Source organism: Pseudomonas kurunegalensis (assembly GCF_030291635.1).
GTDB lineage: Bacteria > Pseudomonadota > Gammaproteobacteria > Pseudomonadales > Pseudomonadaceae > Aquipseudomonas > Aquipseudomonas monteilii.
This window is the reverse complement of record NZ_CP127871.1, coordinates 3,990,986-4,008,823: the sequence shown is the minus strand read 5'-3', so window position 1 is coordinate 4,008,823 and position 17,838 is coordinate 3,990,986. Positions and strand designations below refer to the sequence as shown.

At 61.0% G+C, this 17,838-nt stretch carries 26 protein-coding genes; 5 read left to right on the top strand and 21 right to left on the bottom strand.

Translation table 11 applies throughout. From position 1 onward, the window contains the following. Positions 1–7: 7 nt before the first annotated feature. The 17 genes from QQ992_RS18310 to QQ992_RS18230 form a co-directional block, all read right to left on the bottom strand. Positions 8–2,020, bottom strand: coding sequence for a hypothetical protein (locus QQ992_RS18310; RefSeq protein ID WP_286110604.1), 2,013 nt, complete (start codon positions 2,018–2,020; stop codon positions 8–10). Further along, positions 2,010–2,645 (bottom strand): phage tail protein I, encoded by a 636-nt coding sequence (locus tag QQ992_RS18305; protein ID WP_286110603.1) that lies wholly within the window; start codon positions 2,643–2,645, stop codon positions 2,010–2,012. Before QQ992_RS18305 ends, QQ992_RS18310 begins: the two co-directional genes overlap by 11 nt. After that, on the bottom strand, positions 2,642–3,559 hold the full coding sequence (locus tag QQ992_RS18300; protein WP_286110602.1) for a baseplate J/gp47 family protein: 918 nt from the start codon (positions 3,557–3,559) through the stop codon (positions 2,642–2,644). The genes QQ992_RS18305 and QQ992_RS18300 overlap by 4 nt, the downstream gene beginning before the upstream one ends. Further along, positions 3,556–3,900, bottom strand: a complete 345-nt coding sequence (locus QQ992_RS18295) for a GPW/gp25 family protein (RefSeq protein WP_286110601.1) — start codon at positions 3,898–3,900, stop codon at positions 3,556–3,558. Before QQ992_RS18295 ends, QQ992_RS18300 begins: the two co-directional genes overlap by 4 nt. Further along, the gene (locus tag QQ992_RS18290) at positions 3,897–4,469 is read right to left on the bottom strand and encodes a phage baseplate assembly protein V (RefSeq protein WP_286110600.1); all 573 of its coding nucleotides are present in this window, start codon (positions 4,467–4,469) and stop codon (positions 3,897–3,899) included. Before QQ992_RS18290 ends, QQ992_RS18295 begins: the two co-directional genes overlap by 4 nt. 61 nt (positions 4,470–4,530) lie before the next feature. Next, a complete protein-coding gene (locus QQ992_RS18285) occupies positions 4,531–4,986 on the bottom strand; it encodes a phage virion morphogenesis protein (RefSeq protein WP_286110599.1) in 456 nt (151 codons plus the stop codon). Then, positions 4,979–5,428 (bottom strand): phage tail protein, encoded by a 450-nt coding sequence (locus QQ992_RS18280; protein ID WP_286110598.1) that lies wholly within the window; start codon positions 5,426–5,428, stop codon positions 4,979–4,981. The genes QQ992_RS18285 and QQ992_RS18280 overlap by 8 nt, the downstream gene beginning before the upstream one ends. Continuing rightward, the gene (gene lysC, locus QQ992_RS18275; RefSeq protein ID WP_286110597.1) at positions 5,412–5,678 is read right to left on the bottom strand and encodes an Rz1-like lysis system protein LysC; all 267 of its coding nucleotides are present in this window, start codon (positions 5,676–5,678) and stop codon (positions 5,412–5,414) included. The genes QQ992_RS18280 and lysC overlap by 17 nt, the downstream gene beginning before the upstream one ends. Positions 5,679–5,972: 294 nt before the next feature. Next, on the bottom strand, positions 5,973–6,185 hold the full coding sequence (locus tag QQ992_RS18270) for a hypothetical protein (RefSeq protein WP_286110596.1): 213 nt from the start codon (positions 6,183–6,185) through the stop codon (positions 5,973–5,975). After that, complete coding sequence (locus tag QQ992_RS18265; RefSeq protein ID WP_286110595.1) at positions 6,182–7,021, bottom strand: N-acetylmuramidase family protein; 840 nt, start codon at positions 7,019–7,021, stop codon at positions 6,182–6,184. Before QQ992_RS18265 ends, QQ992_RS18270 begins: the two co-directional genes overlap by 4 nt. After that, positions 7,018–7,332: a phage holin, lambda family gene (locus QQ992_RS18260; RefSeq protein WP_280045692.1), complete on the bottom strand. Its 315-nt coding sequence runs from the start codon at positions 7,330–7,332 to the stop codon at positions 7,018–7,020. The genes QQ992_RS18265 and QQ992_RS18260 overlap by 4 nt, the downstream gene beginning before the upstream one ends. Positions 7,333–7,365: 33 nt before the next feature. Next, complete coding sequence (locus QQ992_RS18255; protein ID WP_286110594.1) at positions 7,366–7,578, bottom strand: tail protein X; 213 nt, start codon at positions 7,576–7,578, stop codon at positions 7,366–7,368. Positions 7,579–7,583: 5 nt separating this feature from the next. Further along, positions 7,584–7,796 (bottom strand): DUF7415 domain-containing protein, encoded by a 213-nt coding sequence (locus QQ992_RS18250; protein WP_286110593.1) that lies wholly within the window; start codon positions 7,794–7,796, stop codon positions 7,584–7,586. Further along, positions 7,796–8,257, bottom strand: coding sequence for a head completion/stabilization protein (locus QQ992_RS18245; protein WP_286110592.1), 462 nt, complete (start codon positions 8,255–8,257; stop codon positions 7,796–7,798). Before QQ992_RS18245 ends, QQ992_RS18250 begins: the two co-directional genes overlap by 1 nt. 100 nt (positions 8,258–8,357) lie before the next feature. Continuing rightward, on the bottom strand, positions 8,358–9,059 hold the full coding sequence (gpM, locus tag QQ992_RS18240) for a phage terminase small subunit (protein ID WP_286110591.1): 702 nt from the start codon (positions 9,057–9,059) through the stop codon (positions 8,358–8,360). 3 nt (positions 9,060–9,062) lie between these two features. Continuing rightward, positions 9,063–10,133, bottom strand: a complete 1,071-nt coding sequence (locus QQ992_RS18235; RefSeq protein ID WP_286110590.1) for a phage major capsid protein, P2 family — start codon at positions 10,131–10,133, stop codon at positions 9,063–9,065. Positions 10,134–10,166: 33 nt separating this feature from the next. Then, positions 10,167–11,012 (bottom strand): GPO family capsid scaffolding protein, encoded by an 846-nt coding sequence (locus QQ992_RS18230; RefSeq protein ID WP_286110589.1) that lies wholly within the window; start codon positions 11,010–11,012, stop codon positions 10,167–10,169. Positions 11,013–11,165: 153 nt separating this feature from the next. On the opposite strand from QQ992_RS18230, the gene QQ992_RS18225 reads away from it, so the two are divergent. Together QQ992_RS18225 and QQ992_RS18220 are read left to right on the top strand one after the other, a co-directional pair. Further along, positions 11,166–12,917: a terminase ATPase subunit family protein gene (locus QQ992_RS18225; protein WP_286110588.1), complete on the top strand. Its 1,752-nt coding sequence runs from the start codon at positions 11,166–11,168 to the stop codon at positions 12,915–12,917. Beyond that, complete coding sequence (locus QQ992_RS18220; RefSeq protein ID WP_286110587.1) at positions 12,917–13,960, top strand: phage portal protein; 1,044 nt, start codon at positions 12,917–12,919, stop codon at positions 13,958–13,960. Before QQ992_RS18225 ends, QQ992_RS18220 begins: the two co-directional genes overlap by 1 nt. Positions 13,961–14,128: 168 nt before the next feature. On the opposite strand, the gene QQ992_RS18215 is transcribed toward QQ992_RS18220, so the two are convergent. Both QQ992_RS18215 and QQ992_RS18210 read right to left on the bottom strand, forming a co-directional pair. Beyond that, on the bottom strand, positions 14,129–14,401 hold the full coding sequence (locus tag QQ992_RS18215; protein ID WP_286110586.1) for a hypothetical protein: 273 nt from the start codon (positions 14,399–14,401) through the stop codon (positions 14,129–14,131). Beyond that, on the bottom strand, positions 14,398–14,706 hold the full coding sequence (locus QQ992_RS18210) for a hypothetical protein (protein WP_286110585.1): 309 nt from the start codon (positions 14,704–14,706) through the stop codon (positions 14,398–14,400). Before QQ992_RS18210 ends, QQ992_RS18215 begins: the two co-directional genes overlap by 4 nt. Positions 14,707–15,161: 455 nt before the next feature. Between QQ992_RS18210 and QQ992_RS18205 the strand changes: the two genes are divergently transcribed. Next, positions 15,162–15,512: a hypothetical protein gene (locus QQ992_RS18205; protein ID WP_286110584.1), complete on the top strand. Its 351-nt coding sequence runs from the start codon at positions 15,162–15,164 to the stop codon at positions 15,510–15,512. An 84-nt stretch (positions 15,513–15,596) separates the two neighbouring features. Here QQ992_RS18205 and QQ992_RS18200 read toward each other — a convergent pair whose 3' ends face one another. Next, positions 15,597–16,181: a class I SAM-dependent methyltransferase gene (locus QQ992_RS18200; protein ID WP_286110583.1), complete on the bottom strand. Its 585-nt coding sequence runs from the start codon at positions 16,179–16,181 to the stop codon at positions 15,597–15,599. A 210-nt stretch (positions 16,182–16,391) separates the two neighbouring features. Between QQ992_RS18200 and QQ992_RS18195 the strand changes: the two genes are divergently transcribed. Together QQ992_RS18195 and arfB are read left to right on the top strand one after the other, a co-directional pair. Continuing rightward, positions 16,392–16,571 (top strand): hypothetical protein, encoded by a 180-nt coding sequence (locus tag QQ992_RS18195; RefSeq protein WP_164524790.1) that lies wholly within the window; start codon positions 16,392–16,394, stop codon positions 16,569–16,571. A 99-nt stretch (positions 16,572–16,670) separates the two neighbouring features. Then, complete coding sequence (gene arfB, locus QQ992_RS18190) at positions 16,671–17,084, top strand: alternative ribosome rescue aminoacyl-tRNA hydrolase ArfB (protein WP_286110582.1); 414 nt, start codon at positions 16,671–16,673, stop codon at positions 17,082–17,084. A 108-nt stretch (positions 17,085–17,192) separates the two neighbouring features. On the opposite strand, the gene QQ992_RS18185 is transcribed toward arfB, so the two are convergent. Continuing rightward, positions 17,193–17,834, bottom strand: a complete 642-nt coding sequence (locus QQ992_RS18185; RefSeq protein ID WP_286110581.1) for a 3-oxoacid CoA-transferase subunit B — start codon at positions 17,832–17,834, stop codon at positions 17,193–17,195. Positions 17,835–17,838: the final 4 nt, after the last annotated feature.

Here is a 17,838-nt window from a genome sequence, read left to right as displayed (position 1 = left end):
CCTGTTGTTAAATGAGGGAGACGGCTACGCGCTGGTGGCAAGCCCAGTTGAAGACGGGCAGTCCGTTGAGATCCAGGTCGGGCGCGCTGTCACGGATACAGGTGCGCGGGCCTGTGGTTGGACCCGCTCGGGTGCTGGCCTCGCCAATGTCAGCGATGCCGACCTGAGGGTTGGCCCCGGTCGGTTCGGCGCTCAACTTCACCCGCAGCGTGTCGTAGCCAACCTGCTCGACGGCAATCACTGAGGCGCTATCCGCGCTGTCGATCCAGCGAATGCCGTAGTTGCCAGGGTCAAGGACGTTCACGGTGTCGATGACCAGTGGGCCGCTCGGAACGTGGAAACGGAGTTCCACGACAGTGCCGCTCCGGATCGCCTCGACGCAGTGCAACGGCATCCACTTCTGGCCACTGAGGATTGCCCGGGCAGCTCGCGCGACCATGACGCCATCTCGTGCATAGGAGGATGCTGGCAGGTGGATGCCGTCGTTGTTGCTGGGCATCCAGTACTGCGGGCCAGCCATGACGAATCGACCGGGGTTCTCCAGCGCGGCCTGCAGTTGCTCATGGGGGATGTTGCTGAATTCCCGCTTGTAGGTGGGCGCCGTCCAGTTGCTCATCTGGGTCAGCAGCAGCGGGATGGTTTCGGTCTGGCCAGTAATGGCCTGAATGTCGACCTGGTAATCAGCCTGCAGCTGAAGCAAAGCGGTCAGGTAGCGACCAGCGGCCCAGCCGCCATCGTGCTGGCCCTGGTTCCAGCTGACAAAGGGCACCTTGTAGCCGTAACCCAAGCGGGCGCACTCAGCCTTGGCCTCGGTCATCGCGGTCAGGCTGTTGTTGTAGGGAATGGTCCCCTTGTTGAGCGAGAGGATGCTCTGCCCGCCGCGACCGTGCATGCTCGTCAGCAGCCCCACGTCACTTGGTAGCGCGCGGGTGCGGTTCAGGTGCGCGGCCACTTGCAGTGCCGGCGGCTCCAAGCTTTTGGCTACCAGCGGCTTGAATGGCGCAACCATATCGGCAGTCAGCACGCCGGTTTCATCTGCGAGTTGAACACCATCCTTGAGCGTGAGCAGCCGATTCGCGGCTGGTGGCTGGGAGGTTGCTGGTGTGCCAGAACCGATCCCGCACTGCAGCGATTGACCGTTGAAAATGATGTGCCAGATGACGTTGACGTAGTCCGCCAGCTTCCCGGGCGTTGGGATATCGATCGTCTTGCGCGACACTTTTCCCTTTCGCTCGACGTAGCTGATGCTGTCAGCCAGTACTGCAGGCGAAGCATTGTCGCCCGACGAGGTCAACTGGTAGGGGACTGCATCGACCAAAGCCCAGATGTCGCGCTGGCCAGAGGGGCCGTCCTCCCACACAGCGACGGCGCTCTGGTGTGCAATCACGGCACCATTGATCACCACGTCGCCGGACCACTTCACGCCCAGTAGGACCGTCTGCTCTACGCTGTCATCGGTCATGACCCAGGCATAGTCACTGATCAGTGTCAGCCCAGGCATCCGGTCAAGGATGGCATCAACAACGCCATCATCCCGGATGCCCAGGATGACATTCATCACTTCATCAGTGATCAGCCACGGATACTTGAGTTCCAGGCTGCGGCGCACCGCGGCCTCGACGGCATATTTAGTGCTGTCGGAAACGGTCTTGACCTGGGCAGCAGAAGGCCAGGTGTCTTGGTAGACCGCCGTGCCACCGACATTCTTGTAAAGGTCGATGTAGCCTTCTTGCGCGGCCCTCAGGCTGAAATAGCCGTCATCCGGGGTGGCAAGCAGCGCTTTGTCCACAGAACTGAAGATCATCGCGCCGGCCAGCTGGCCGGCGACGAGCTCCAGCGCAGCAACAACCTTCTCTGCCTGCAGGCGTACCTGCTTGGCTAAAGAGGGCAAAGCGCCGCTCTCCGTATCGGCGTCTGTCACCGCGTCACCGTGAATGAAGACGTGCAGCAGCTCCATCGCCGCCTCACCCCGCGTAACCATTGCCTCTTCACGCTCGGGAATAGTCTCGTTATTTGCCATTTACTGCCTCGGGTACTGTGGTATTGACGAAGGCATGCAGCCGGCTGGCTCCCCGCTCACGGGGTGCCAGGTCGGTGATGTATCGCTTCGGGTAGATCAGGTCGGCGGCGTCAGAGCTCGCAATTGCAGCAACGACGCGGCTTGGGCCGAGTAGCCGGCCATTGATCGTGATGTGGTCGAATTTGCGGCTCAGCGGCTTTGCGTCCTCGATGAGGCGCTGCAGTTCGCGCTGAATTTCGTCGGGCATCGGCAAGTCGCGCTGGTCGATGCTGATGTAGAACGTGCCCGGAGTGCCCTCCGGGGTCTGCTGCCACCACTCGCTGACTTCCAGGGCGTAGCCAAGATTCTCAACGACTCTCCGCAGGGCGCCGATCGTGCCCTTGTGGGCGTGGACGAAGTAGGCATCCTTGATTGCTTTGCGCTTGGTCTCTACTGGCCAGGTCATGTGCCAGCGGTCGACGCTCAGTGCCCAAGCCAGGTAAGGCAGTAGCGGCTCAGGGCATCGATCCGGACTCAATAGGTCGCGCAGCGGCACCGAAACACGGTCGATATGCGCCAAGCCTTCCGCCGTGCGCTGTTCGAGCACGGTGGTATTTTTGGGAAGTAGGGTCTGTTGACCGCTCATTCGCCAACCTCTACGACCGTGAGGTTGATGGCCGTGCACCACGGGGCTTGCGTTTCGTTCGGGACGATATCCGTCCAGCCGGCTAGCTCGACAAAGCGCACGCCGTCGACATGCATGGCGGCGTCTAGGGCGGATCGGCGGACATCGAGGCCCAGGCGGCGCCGTTTGGTTACGAGCTTGGTCAGCCGATCCCGGGCCTGGGCTTCAATCAGCTCGGCCTCAGCTGTGAGGCTACCCAGGTGAATCGTCGCCGTGATCGAGTAGGGCAGCACCTGAGCCGCCTGCACGGTCAGTCGGTCACCGAGCGGGCGCACATCCTCATCATTCAGCGCATTTCTGACCAAAGTCAGCAGGTCCTGGTCTGGTACTCCCTCACCGTCAACAGACAGCACGCTGACGGTGACGCATGCCGGGGAAGGGCTGATCGCGCTGGCATCAGCTACACGGCCGGATGCGTTTCGGGCGTGCAGGATGTAGGCATTTCGCGGGCCCGCTGTGCTCAGGCCCTCCATCGCCATCTGGGTACGCTCCCTCAGCGCATCGTCTGTTTCCCAAACGGCAGCGATTGGAGGGATGGCATTCGAGTCTGCCGCCGTAACGAGCAGACGCTCGACGTTGAAGTTGGCAGCCAGCTGTTCCAGGTCGGTGCCTGTCGCGTAAGCCAGCAGGTTGGCCAGTGCCGCTTGGTTGACGCGCTGACGCCAGATCATTTCGCGATAGGCGTTTTCCTGCACCAGCTTCGTGAGTGGCTCGGACTCAAGCTCAAGGCGCCGGGCGATATCGGCTTGCTCTTCCGCAGGCCACAGGCTGATCAGGTGGGCCTTGCGCTCTTCCAGGATGACTTCGTAGTCCAGGATCTCGACCACTGAAGGTTCTGGCAGTTGTGAGAGATCGATCGGGGTCCAGGTGCTCATACGATGGCTCCCAACTGGAGCGGAACGCTCAGCTTCAAGGGTTCGTTGGTGTCAACGACCGTGCACTCGATGTCCATGACGGCCTGGCCCTGCAGCGATGCGCTCTGTAGCTGAACGCGATGCATGAGGATGCGGGGCTCCCAGCGGGCCAGCGCCATGGCGGTGGCCGCATAGGCCCGGAGCCGGGTCACATCGTTGGCTGGGTGGTCGATCAGGTCGGGCAGCAGGCTGCCGTACTCTCGGCGCATAACGCGGGTACCGATTCGCGTGGTCAAAATGTCCGCGATCGACTGGGCGATATGCTCGCTTTCACCGAGGTTGCCGCCGGTCAGGCTGTTCATTGGGGGACTCCCGTAGATCCAGGACCGGTCATCACACCGCCGTGCGTGTGCTCGACCAGGCTGATGCCCGCAGCCACTACGTCCACGGATACGTTCACTTCGCCGGTGACGGTCTGGTTGCCGGTCTGGGTGTAGTCACCGATGTGGGTGATCGGCCCTTCAAAGTGGATGCCGCCCTTGCTGATCAGGCTGGTGGTGCCGCCTTCAGGCAGGACAGCGCTCAGGTGGTGGCCTTCGCTGTCGTACTCGATGACAGCGCCGTCGGCGAATGTGCGGCGATACAGGCCGGTGCGGTCACCGTTTGCAGGGATCTTGTCGCTGAATAGCCCGGTCACGGCCACGCCGTTGGCCAGCTGCCCGCTGGGCGAGAACAGCAGCACCTGTTCACCGGCAGTGGGCGGGTCCCACACCTGGTCGGCGCCGGCACGCGGGGAAATCCAGGGCAACCACGTGGTCATGATGCCGCCGGTGCTCACCTTTACCCGGGGCGGCGAGAACTGCACCTCGGCAATGGTGCCAAGGCGGATCAGGTTTTCTACGAGGCGATTGAGTTCGGCGATGTCGTTCATGCCGGCGAGGATCGCGCTACACGCGCGCGGGCGCAGCCTGGCCGGCTTGTAGGAAGGGAGGTTACAGGCTGATGTGCGCGAGCATGCCGTCGCGGATGAGATCGAGGTCGGCGTTGCTTAGGCCCAGCAGTTGCCGCTTCTCGTAATTGGCCATAGGGCCGCGGGGTGCCACGCGATCACGCAGGCCGTACTGGTGAACGCGGGCGATCCGGGCAATGCGGCCGGTGAAACCTACCGTCACGGCGCGGCCGTCGCCGCTGGCCTTCAGGTAGGCCGCGGTGCGCATCTTCTGGAACATCTTGGCCTTGCGCTTCACCCGGCCGGCTTTTTCCCGCAGCTTGTGGGGCTTGCGCGGGGCGAAGGCTGAGCCATCAGGGTTGCGCTGGGCGGCCACCCGTTGCTGCTGGCTGCGGCGCAGCTGCTGCGCCAGGGAGCGGGCCAGCTTTACCCGGCCGGCGGGCTCCAGACGGCGCAGGATCGGACCGGCCCAGTCTTCCAGGGCATCGAGCTCAGACATTTGGCACGATCCATTCCGGGCCTTCACCCGGCCAGTTCGGGTTGCGTTGCGGCTCGCCGGCATGTTTCACCGTCTGCACCCCGTCTACATCCTTCACGATCACCCGCTCGGTCAGGGCCAGCGAGATGCTGAAGTCGACCTTGCTGTTGTCCAGGATGTCGGCCTCGAATTTCACGCCCTCGGCTGAGTTGGTCAGGTTCTCCATCAGCTCAGACTGGTTGACCCTGATCCAGCCCAGCAGCGGGATGAAGACGCTGTCCGGGTGACCGGCGTAGTCGGTCAGGATGATCTGCAGGTTGTAGCCGTACTCGAAGGACAGGGCGGCCGTGGCGATCGAACGAACCTTGCCCTCGTCAATGAACATCAGCAGGCAATCTGGGTTGTTGGCCAACCCGGGCACGGCTTCCAGCAGGTGCTTACGCAAGCTATCGGGTTTGTTCATGTTTCACCTGGTGCTCATAGACACGGTCGACCTGGGCAGCACATTCGGCCCAGGCCAGCTCGGTGCGCTCCTGGTCAGTCAGCAACTGACCGTTGCTGGTCGGAGCCGTCGCCTGGAGGGTGCACGGCACCACTACCGGACAACCACTTACGGTAAGCGTCGGCGCCGATGATGACGGGTCTTTCGCGCAGCCGGCGAGCAGCGCCAGGCAGAGGACGGTCAGCCCACTCCTGCAGTTCCTTGATTTCATGCTTGAGGTCCTCGATCTGGCGCTCGCGCTGCGCCAGGCCCGTGCGCAGCTCGCCCTGGAGCATCAGCAGCTTGGCCTGGCCGTCGCGGAGGGTCGTCAGGGTGGCTATCAGTTGGTTGGTGTTGGCGAGATTGCGCTCTGCCGTGGTCTGCGCGGTGGCGATCTGCTCTTCGAGGAGCTTGGTCTTTGCGTCATTGGCATCGAGATACTGATCGATGCCCCAGACCGCCAGGGTGAGAACCAGCGGTATCACTACGGCGCCGGCGAGCAGCAGTGGGGCAGGGCGCAGGTCAATCATTTCCGGTACCAGCCCAATGCGTTCATGTCGGACTCTTCCAGCTTCTCCACATCACCGATGACAACCAGGCAAGGTGAGGCGTTGAGCTGGTGCAGGGCTTTCCGAAGATCTTCGAAATGGTCTTGGTTGAAATCATCCGGTAAGACCAGGACATCGTTCGGTTGGAGACGGTGCACCGCGAGGCCTTCGAGCAGCTCTTTGTAGTTCATGCGGCCCCCTGGACAAGCGCGCGGTCCTGGTGGCGCTCGAAGGCACGCTCAAGCTTCACGTCGTACAGGTTTCGCTGGTAGTTGGGGCCGTTGTAGAGCTTGGCCACGGTCGCCCACTTCAAGGCCTTCAACGCTTTGTGCAGCATCTGGTCGGCTTCGATGAAGCGCACAAACGCCTCCAGCTGGTCCGCTTCGCTGCGGTTCATGGCTGCCACGAAGTCGTGGACATCGGCATAGCCGAGCCTCTTCGAGTGGTAACCCATCACCTGGAAGGCGCCCCAGCTTGCCGACTCCAGTGCGGCTTGCTCGTCGAACTGGCGCGCTTGAGCGAGACGTTGATGCTCAGCGGTGCCACCGATGTAACCGCCGGCCTTCGGGTTGACCAGGTTAGGTGCCTGTTTGGCAAGGTCGGCAGCGCGCCGGCGCAGTTGCTCCTGGTCATCCGCCGGATCGCGAGCCAGTTGCAGGCGTTCATACATGACGTGGCGCTCGAACAGGATGGCCGGCTTGCCGTTGTCGAAGAAGCCGCAGCCCTGGGATTCGACCTCGTTCAAGGCATACACCGCGGCTACCGGTACGCCAAGCCGCTGAGAAGCCTTGACCAGGTCGGAGTGTTTCAGCAGCTTCTGAACATCCAGGCCCATCAGGCTGGCCTGTGTTTTGGGCCCGGCCACCCCATCCGATACCAGGCCAACCTTCAGCTGGTAGGCGCGTACGGCGCCTTCGGTTGAGTCGCCATAGTCACCGTCGGTGACAAGCTTGGCGCCCTTGGCATTCAGCTTGCGCTGCAGATCGCGAACCGCTTGGGAGCGGTCGCCGTGGCGGAGGGTGATCACAACTGTTGCTCCTTACGCGTGAAGAATTTTTGCGCCGCAGCCCGGATGAACTCGACGCCCAGCAGGCCAATCACGCCGCCGAAGAACGGCGCGGCAGTGAGGGGAATTCCGACCAGCGACAGACCGTGGCTGACGGAGAGAGCAAGGGCGCCGCACAGTGGGGCCTCCACGGCAGTCCGGCGAATCGAGCCGCCGCCGTAGATCACCCGCAGGGCCGCGATGATGATGGCCAGCGCGCCGGCGTACAGGCTTGGCCAGTTGTGCTCAAGCCAGGTGGCGAAAAACGCCCAGGTATCGGGACGGTCAGGCATGGTTTTCCTTCCTTGGTGAAGTGGGGGGCACGATCAGTCCCATAGGCTCACCATCTGGCGCTCGGGCGCCGATGTCTGGATGTCGGGTAGGGTGATGAGCAGGCCGGCAGGCAGAACGGCACCGTGGCTGGCCAGCTCGGGGTTGGCATTGAGCACGGCCTCGACCACGCCGGCCGTCCGGCCGTAGTGCCGCCAGCAGAGTGCGTCGACGGTGTCGTTTTGCTGGGTGCGCTTCTGCTCGGCCATGGCTGTTAGCCTTCGGCCGATTCGTGGGACGGAACCGACAGGATGTCTTCGGCGTAGACGAAAGGACCGTCATCGGAAACCACGGCGCCTGGCGATTTACCGGTTGCAGGGTCGCGAGCGACGGCCAGGCCTAGGGGATGCATGATTTCGCGGTTGATCCGTACCAACAGGCCTCGATCGGAGATCTCATTCCAGTCGATGAATTTTGGTGCGCTCATCAAAGTAGCTCCACGGTGGTACGGGATTTGCCGAGGAAATCGCGAATCGCCCAACGCTGATCACGCCGGTAGTCGTCGATCGTCGGAGTGTTTTCTTCGGCATTTTTGGCACCGCTGGCTGTGGTGTCATAGCCGCGGTACCGCTCGCACACCTCAGCCCCGGCCGCTGCCTGAACAGCACGCAGGTACAGGTGCTCGTATGCGGACTTGTCCTGGATCTTCTCGCCCGGGACATCCACCAGGGCTGCAATGCCTTCGGCCTGTTTCCCGAGGCGCCAGGCGCTCAACTCGCGATTGACATTGATGATCGCGGCAACGACCGCAGTTTCGAGGCGGGCCGGGGAGACGCTGGAGTCGATGCGCAGGGTTGCCCGTAGTTCGTCCAGGTCGATGCCTGGCCAGAACGGGTCGCTGCTGATCAGCCCGGCAGCCGCAGGGGCTCCGGCAATAAATCCGCTCATGATCGCGTGCTCTGGAATAGGTCGGCGGTGGTCGGGACTTCACAGCTGAGCCAATGGCCGCTGATCCGTCCCGAGCCGCCGGGTTGCGTGGGACGCTCGGTTAGCTGGCAGGGCCAGCGAGTTTCTTCAGGAGGCGCTCGGCGGCCTCCAGTTCTTTCTTGCCGCCGCAGTGGGCGTCCTGCTCGATCGCGGCCTTGAGTAGGTCGATCCCGCGCTGCAGCTGACCCGGCTCGCCCGGGTTGCTTAGATCAAGCCCGCTCAGGGTGGCCCGGGCCTGCGCGAGTTTCAGTTTGGCGCTGACCTCATCGGGCATGTCCTGGTCTTTCGTCAGCTCGGCAGTGCGGAGCAGGATGTCAATCGGGAACGGCTTGTCCGCTTTCTGCGCCTTGAGGGCGTTCTCGGCGACTTCCTCGGCAATCAGGCAGCCACTGGTGCGATCGAAACGGTTGGCCATCTTCAGGCCATGCTTCAGCACGTAGGCCGCCACATCGAGGCCTGCATCCCAGTCGCCGGCATCGAAGCGCCACAGCATGATGGTGGTAACCACATCGTCTTGGGCGCCGCGGCCAGCCGACAAGACGCCGTCGATATAGGGCTTGTACTCGCCGATCAGTTGCGCTTTCAGCAGGCACTTACTCTGAATCGACTGGATCTGCTTCAACCGAAACTGATCCTGCTGCAGCTTGGCAAGCATCAACTCGTACTGATTGAGCCCATCCATCAGGGCGGCCGGTGCTGCGCTTGCCGCCTCCTTGGCGGCTCGCTTGCGCAGCTGGTTCGTTTGCGAAAGGGTCAGGGCCATGGGTTACGCCTCGGTCGGTGCCGGGTAGGTCAAGGCTTCGATGTTCTCCACCAGGGCAACGGCGCCGAAGTCCTCGATGACGTAGGCATCGTTGCTGGACTGGTAGTCAGCAATCCGGTCGAACTCAGGCTCGTCCTTGAGGTGACGGCGACGGGCGCCTTCCTGCCAGTAAATCGACAGGTTCTTCAGGAAGGTGACCAGCACGGTGCCGGCTGGCAGGAACGGGGCGTCGACCACTGGCAGACCACCCAGACGCGCGCGGCTGACGATTTCCTGCGACGCGTTCTCTTCCTGGTTGGAGGCCGCCCCCTTTTCCACAGCCTTGAGCAACTTCTCGTGCATCAGGTCACGGCTGACCAGGACGACCAGGTCCGGGCGAGCACGATGCCATGGGTCAAGCATCTGGATGGCGTCGAATACCACACCGTCCAAGGTCTGATAGTCACCGCTGATCTCTGTATCGACCCCGGCCACTTTGACGACTTTGGTCGCGCCCACGCGGACTTTGCCCGCGACAGCGCCCTCGTCCAGGACGCGATCGGCCGCACCTTCGCGGATTTTCTGCAGCCAGCCTTTGTTGACGTCCTGCAGCAGCGGGTTGGCAGCGCGGTCGGTAGCAACTGCCACCAGCTTGCCGTTGAAGCCGATCATTATGCGGTCAAGTGCCTGCCGCTCGATGATGGCGTTGGTCAGCAGCACCTGGAACTCCGGGAACTTCGCCCAGGCATCGAGCAGCGCGTAGGGGAACGACGTATCGAAGTTGGTCTGAACGCAGCTGTAGCTGTCTTTGGACATCTCAGCGACGTTGGCCGGATTGCGGCGATTACCCGCACCGGTGTTGGTGCGGCTGGCCACCGGGCCGTTGACGCCTGCGAGCAGGGCTTCGCCTTGCTGCTCATCGACGCCAATAATGTTGATCGCTTTCAGGAATGCCGAGGACTCCTGAGTGGCCTTTTCCAGGGTCTGCTGCACGGTCGGCGCGACGTTGAATTTTTCGGTGGCACTGGCCACCCCATTGACCAGCGCAATTTGCGCGGCCAGGGCGGTAAAGGCGATGCGGGTTGCGTTACGCATTGGGTGTTCTCCGGGTGTTCAGGCTGGATGGGTTCAGAACGGGGTCAGCACTTTGCCGTCGCCACCGGTGGCCGGCGGACGCGTTTTTTGGCTGTGGTCTTCGGTATCGCCGAGGCGCTTGACCAGGTCGTTGAAGTCGGTGGTCAGCTTGTCGACCTTCTCGACCAGGCCAGTGCGGGCGGCCACTTCTTCGGTGAACGCCTCGCCCTGTTCCTTGGCGTGCGTGGCCAGCGCCTCGATGGCCTCAGTCAGCTCGGAGAACTGGGCGTCGTCCTTGACGGCTTTGTCCTTGCTCTTGCCGAGGGCGTCCATCACCCGGGAGAACAGGCCGGCGACCTTGCTCTCGCTGTCGGTGACTTCCTCGAATTCCAACGCGATCTCGATGGCCTCGGAGAACAGGTTGTCCGGGTCATTTTTTCGCGACTTGAGTGGGTTGGCGTCAGGATGCTGGGCGCTGAAGGTGAGCATCTCGGTGCCCAGGCTGGCCGGGGTGTCGGTAACGGCAATGCCGTCCAGGTACGCGCGACCGCTGTCGGCGAACTTCGGACGGATCTCGATACTGGTGTAAATCTTCTGTCGGGCTTTGTTCAGGGCGATCAGGTCGGCGGTAGGCTCGATCTGCGCAAACAGGGCCAGTTTCTTCTTGCCGGCGATCTCGACTTCTTCGGTCTTCAACGCCACGACATCGCCGTAGGCCTTGAACGGCCCATCTGGCAGCGCGCTGCGGAAGTGCTCCAGCCAGACGCGAGCGCCGTAGGTGTTGACGTTGTAGGTTTCGGCAGCATCCACCAGCCACTGACGCTCGATGGTACGACCGTCGGTGGTTGCGCCTTCAACGGCGACGCGGAAGAACTTGCTGCGGAACTTTTTTGCGGCCATGGGGGGATGTCCTCATTGCGGTGGCGTTGTGCCTTGCGATGAGGGGCATGGTCCGCAGCGGGCTGCTATACGGCAACGCGCCGCACTTGTAGGCCTGCGGGCTACAGGGGGCGCCAGTGGGTGAACGCGCGCGCGAGCGGCAGCATCGGCGCCATGAAGACTACCGACCAACCCACGACCGATCCCCGCCGCCAAGCCAAGTTCATGTATTGGACGGGTTGGCGCGTCACCGATATCGCCGATCACCTGGGCGAGAAAGAGAAAACCGTCCATAGCTGGAAAGCCCGCGACGAGTGGGACCGGGCGGACAATGTCGAGCGGATCGGTGGCGCCCTTGAGGCGCGTCTCGTTCAACTGATCCTCAAGGACGAGAAGACCAGCGGCGACTTCAAGGAAATCGACCTCCTGCACCGGCAGCTGGAGCGGCAGGCACGTATTCAGCGTTACCAGGGCGGCGGCACTGAAACCGACCTTAACCCCAACATCGCCAAGCGCAACGAGGGGCCGAAGAAGCAGCCCAAACGCAACGAGCTGGACGAAGAGCAGATCGAGAAACTCGTCGATGCCTTCCGCGACAGCTGCTTCGATTACCAGCTCGACTGGTACCGCGCCGGTAACCAGCGCACCAGGATGATCCTCAAGAGCCGGCAGATCGGTGCCACCTTCTACTTTGCCCGGGAAGCGCTGATCGACGCCATCACCACCGGCCGGAACCAGATTTTCCTGTCCGCCAGTAAGGCACAGGCTCACCAGTTCAAGACGTACATGCAGGCGTTCCTCAATGAGGTGCTGGGCATCAAGCTGACCGGTGACCCCATCGTGCTATGGAACAACGCCGAGCTGCACTTCCTTGGCACCAACTTCCGTACTGCCCAGGGCCGCTCCGGCAACTTCTACTTCGACGAGTTCTTCTGGGTTCATGGCTTCGCCGAGATCAACAAGGTGGCCTCCGGCATGGCCTTGCACAAGAAGTGGCGGAAAACCTACTTCTCGACGCCGAGCAGCATGGCCCACCCGGCTTACACCTGGTGGACCGGCGAGCGTATCAACAAGGGTAAGCCCACTGCCCAGCACATCCAGCTGGACGTTACCCACGAGGCGCTGCAGCAAGGCCGGCTGTGTGAGGACAAGATCTGGCGGCAAATCGTCACGATCATGGACGCCGAAGCCCGGGGTTGTGATCTGTTCGACCTGGACGAGCTGCGGCTGGAGTACGACGCGGCAGCCTTTCAGAACCTGCTCATGTGTCAGTTTGTGGACGACGGTGCGAGCATTTTCCCACTCAGCATGCTGCAGCCCTGCATGGTGGAAAGCTGGGATTGGCCGGGTTACAGCCCGTTTTCTGCCAGGCCATACGGTGAGCGCCCGGTGTGGGTTGGATATGACCCGGCAGAAACCGGTGACTCGGCCGGACTGGTGGTACTCGCTCCGCCCCTGGTACCGGGCGGTAAGTTCTTCCTGCTGGAAAAGCATCAGTTCCGCGGGATGGACTTCAATTCCCAGGCTGAGACGATCCGCCAGATCACCCGGCGCTACAACGTTACCTATATCGGCATCGACACCACGGGTATGGGCAGCGCCGTGGCCCAACTGGTGCGTCAGTTCTTCCCGGCGCTTCGCACCTTCACCTACAGCCCCGAGGTTAAGACCCGCTTGGTCATGAAGGCGTGGGACGTCATAAGCAAAGGCCGTCTGGAGTTCGATGCCGGCGCAACAGACGTGGCGCAGTCCCTCATGGCTATTCGCAAAACCATCACACCTGGTGGTCGCCAATTCACATACACCGCGGGCCGGAACGAAGCCACCGGCCACGCCGACTTAGCCTGGGCGCTTTTCCACGCATTGCACAACGAGCCGCTTGAAGGGCAAACCGCAACCAATACTCGCATCATGGAGATCTTCTGATGGGCAACACCGATCTGGCCGGCGCCGCGCCGGGGCCCACCGGCGAGCTGCTCGCCAACCCCAGTGCCCGGGCCGAGGCTTTTACCTTTGGCGATCCGGTACCGGTCCTGGACGGGCGCGAGATCCTGGATTACCTGGAGTGCTACAGCAACGGCCGATGGTATGAGCCACCAGTATCTCTGGATGGACTGGCCCGGTCGTCGAAGGCCAGCGTCTACCTGCAGTCTGGGCTGATCTTCAAACGCAACGCCTTGGCCCGGACATTCATCCCCCACAGGCTGCTGACGCGCCAGGCGTTCGAGCAGATCGTCATGGACCTTGGGTGGTCGGGCAATCTTTACCTGGAAAAGCGCGACAACATGCTGGGCCGGGCGATGGGGCTTCGACCCTGCCTGGCCAAATACATGCGCCGTGGTGCGGATCTGGAGACCTATTACCAGGTGCGAGGTTGGCGTGATGAGCATGAGTTCAGGGCGGGCAGTATCTGCCACTTGCGGGTGGCTGATATCAACCAGGAGGTGTATGGCCTGCCGGAGTGGTTGCCAGCGCTGCAGGCCGCGTTGCTCAATGAGTCGGCCACCCTGTTCCGCCGGAAGTACTACCAAAACGGGAGCCATGCGGGCTTCATTCTGTACATGACCGACGCAGCCCAGAACGAAGACTTTGTCGACGACCTGCGCACGGCGATGAAGAGCAGCAAGGGCCCGGGCAACTTCCGCAACCTGTTCATGTACGCGCCCAATGGCAAGAAGGACGGCATTCAGCTGATCCCGATCAGCGAGGTGGCGGCGAAGGATGACTTCGGCGCGATCAAGAACATCAGTCGCGACGACCAGCTGGCCATGCTGCGTATACCGCCCCAACTGATGGGCGTGGTTCCGCAAAACGCGGGCGGCTTCGGCTCGGTTCGTGACGCCACTCAGGTTTGGGCCATGAACGAATTAGAGCCGGAACAGGCCAGGCTGTTGCAGATCAATGATTGGTTGGGTGAAGAGGTGATCCGTTTCCAGCCATATGAGGTTCCCGCCGGCAACGTAAACTGAGAAACCGAATGCAGAAAAGCCGCCCATCGAGGCGGCTTTTTTGCGTCCGGAGGACCTGAAAATGTGTGGGGCTTCAGCATGAAAAACCCCAGCAAATCTTATCACTGGTGCACCTTTCAAGCTACTCAAATCACCGGTTCGACCCAATGAATCGGGCACTTCGACCCTTCAAGAGGCTTCAGATTTCAGTTGCTCGAAGCGAGCATGTCCTACACCTGCAACCAGTAGATAAAGCTGCTCGATGGTCGCCGGGTCACGCGCTTTGGCCAGCTCAAGACCAATTATCACCCCCGTCGCACGCTCCAGGGCGAGCGAGCAGTCCGTCTTGGTCCTGGCATTCTCGATGCGGGCCAAGAGCTTGCGTAGTTCGGCGGCCCATCCAGCAGGCAGGACAAGTCCAGGGATCAGCTCGTCATCCCCGCCAACTGGGCTATTTCTCATGACTGCACCCGACCCATTGCAAGTGCTACCTGTTGTTCAAAGAACGGGGCGAGGTTGGCGGCTGCCACCTGCTGGCCACTGTCATTGACTCCGTCCAGGTAGCCTGCGATCCGCGCTGCGTAGTGCTCAACGGTTTTGGAATCGACTGCCTGCTCAAGGCACCTCTTCAGGTTTTCAAGTCGCATCACATTTGCCAGGGGCAAGCCTTGTTGGCCGATGACGCCAGGATCGCCTTCATCAGTGTCGTCGCGTTCGGTGCTGGACCAGTACTGCGAGCCGGCCAGGCCAGGTGAAGAGTCATGCATGGTCACGCTCCATCGTGTGAGTGATGGCCCAGTCTAATCGCTTCGATTCAAATCTGCTCGGGCTGACCCCGGCGCGCGCCCTCGTCCCCCCGCCACGCCTGCGGGCTAAACGTGTCGGAATTTCTGCGCCCCTGCAGCCAGAGGTAAGCCGCCCAGTGTCTGGGGTCTGGCAGAGAATGGGGGACCTCAGCGTTCTGCGAATCCCTGCAGTGATGGTGTTTTCTGCGGCCAATGCCTGGATGTTCCAGGACAGCTCCAGCATTTCTGAGTTGGAGTTTCAAAAATAGGTAATTTTGGTAATCCCCCCTTATCGATCACCTCCCAGACCACGGAATTCGTGGCTTGTAGCGATTACCAAAAAAGGTAAGAAACGGTAAGTGAAAAGGTAATTTTTTGCTAACCCCTTGATTTTACTGGGGTTGAGGATTCCCCGATCCAACCAACGGTTTGGGTAATTGGATTACCTACTGATTACTAAAAAATTACCTTTATGTATTTCTCTCAAGCCATTGATTTACAAGGCTTTCACGGCTGTTCTAAAAATCGATTACCAAAATTACCTTTTTTTGATGGGTCAACATGAAATGGAAAATCTCCATGGGGGGAGGGGTGGCAGGGTGACGCCTACACAAGAGCTGGGAACACTCTGGGAACACAAATGCGCGCTCACCCGCTCTCTACCTCACGTAAATCAAGGCCTCCAGCGATGCCAGCGCCAATATGTTGAGTTCGAATCTCTACGCTTCCGCCATATTCAAAGCCCTGATTATTCAGGGCTTTTTGCGTTTTTGGGGTCTGTAAAATGAGCCTCTGAAGACAGAGGGCCTGATTCCAGCAAGGCCAACGACTTCCAAGTCCAGAAAAGCCCAGATCTTCTCAGGGCTTCGGCATCATGCCTTGCGCAGAATCACATCAATCCGATGCCAGTTCACCGTTCCGGAATCGATGACCATGGCTGATTCGGTTTCGCGCAGCAGGACGGTTTCCAACCCCGCAGCAAGCGCCTGAACATTTTCAACGCTATGAAACGACATATGCCCCTGGCTAGTCCAGCCGTGCCTTAGCCCAAAGAAATGACCCGCAAAGACACCACCGGGGATCAGCGTTTTGAAAATCAGATTCCACAGGTGATCGAATCGCCCAGGGTGGCAAAAGGGAAGGGCAAGCCCGGCATGAATCAGGCTTGAAGGCGGTAGCTCGGCAAGGTACTCAAAGTCTGCCACCTTGGCGTCCAGCATTCGAGCCTCATCCATTGAGCATTTATTGGCGGTTCGAGCGATGGCCTCAGGTTCTTTATCGATGGCCAGCACCTGCCAGCCAGCCTGGATCAGTTGCAAGGTTTCATTACCGACACCGCATCCGAGGTCTACCGCATGCAGGGGGCGTAGGTGCCTGGCGTGATCAATGGCGCAACTGAGCAGCACAGAGGGCGCGCGTTCGCTCGTGCGTTCGTAAAAAGCGTTCCAGCTCGTCATGGAGAAAGCGTCCTTACCTTTCCATCTTGTACAGGGTGGTTACCGCAATGCATGAATGGGGGATGTTATCCCATTGGGGGTTACCGCTAGGCGGCTTGAGTATTTCCACAGGTTACCGGCCTGGTTACGAAATCCTGACCTGCGCTGGCACTGTCTCTGTGTAGACTGTGCCGCTTCACACATTCTGTCGCTCGCATTCGGATTACCAAAATGAACAAACTGATCCTGCCCGCCGCCATCTTCGTAAGCGTGATGATCGTAGGGACGATCGCCGATAACTTTGGCGTGGAAGGGGGCTGGAAGATAGGTGTGCTGTGCCTTGTGGCCGGTGCTGTTCAAATCGTGGTTACGCGCTTTCAGCGTGCCCGGCGCAACAACGTCCAGCCTTAAGCGCTGCGCCTAAGGCAAAGGCGGCCACACTTTGCGTGCTGTTGTTCTATGGGAGAGCGACGGAGCCTGTGATAATGGGGCAATTATCAGGGCCATGTCATGCTGACCATCTCCAACAACGTGCATCTGCCGGATGCCGAAATCGAACTGACCTACATCCGTGCGCAAGGCGCGGGTGGGCAGAATGTCAACAAGGTGTCCAGCGCCGTGCACCTGCGCTTCGACATCCCGGCCTCATCATTGCCCGAGTTCTACAAAGAGCGGCTGCTGGCGCTGCGCGACAGTCGCATCACCGGCGACGGTGTGCTGATCATCAAGGCCCAGCAGTATCGCACGCAGGAGCAGAACCGTGCTGACGCATTGGCGCGTCTTACCGAGTTGGTCATCGCTGCCGGCAAGACCGAGAAGAAACGCCGCCCCACCAAGCCGACCCTCGGTTCGAAAACCCGCCGCCTTGAAGGCAAAGCCAGGCGGAGCACCGTCAAGGCGGGGCGGGGCAAGGTGGAGTTTTAGTGCGGATGGTGGAACGTTGCTGGCAAGTATCCGTATCGCCTGAGTGAGCAATGACAGTGGCTTTTGGGTAGGCCACGGAGATTGCGTTTTGCCAGAAGGTTTCGCCGATCACTTGATCAGCGGCACGCCACTCAGCTTCTGCAACTCTTCAAAGTCGATATCCGCACAGATCTCGACCACTTTCAGCCCATCAGGTGTTACTTCGAGCACGGCCAAATCGGTGTAGATGCGGCTCACGCAACCAATACCCGTCAGCGGATAAGTGCACTCAGGCACCAGCTTGCTTTCGCCGCTCTTGGTCAGGTGGTCCATCATCACGAACACCTGGCGGGCGCCGGTGGCCAGGTCCATGGCGCCGCCTACGGCCGGGATCGAACCTTCGGCACCGGTGTGCCAGTTGGCCAGGTCGCCCTTCACCGACACCTGGAAGGCGCCCAGTACGGCGATGTCCAGGTGGCCGCCGCGCATCATCGAGAACGAGTCGGCATGGTGGAAGAATGCGCCGCCAGTCAGCAGGGTCACGTGCTGCTTGCCGGCGTTGATCAGGTCATCGTCTTCCTCGCCCGGGGCCGGGCTTGGGCCCATGCCCAGCAGGCCGTTTTCGCTGTGCAGGAACACTTCCTTGTCGCCCAGGTAGTTGGCCACCAAGGTGGGTGCGCCGATGCCCAGGTTGACGTAGGCACCTTCCTGAATGTCTGCGGCCACGCGTTGGGCCATCTCGGTGCGGGAGAGCTTTTTGGTGATGGTCATGGCA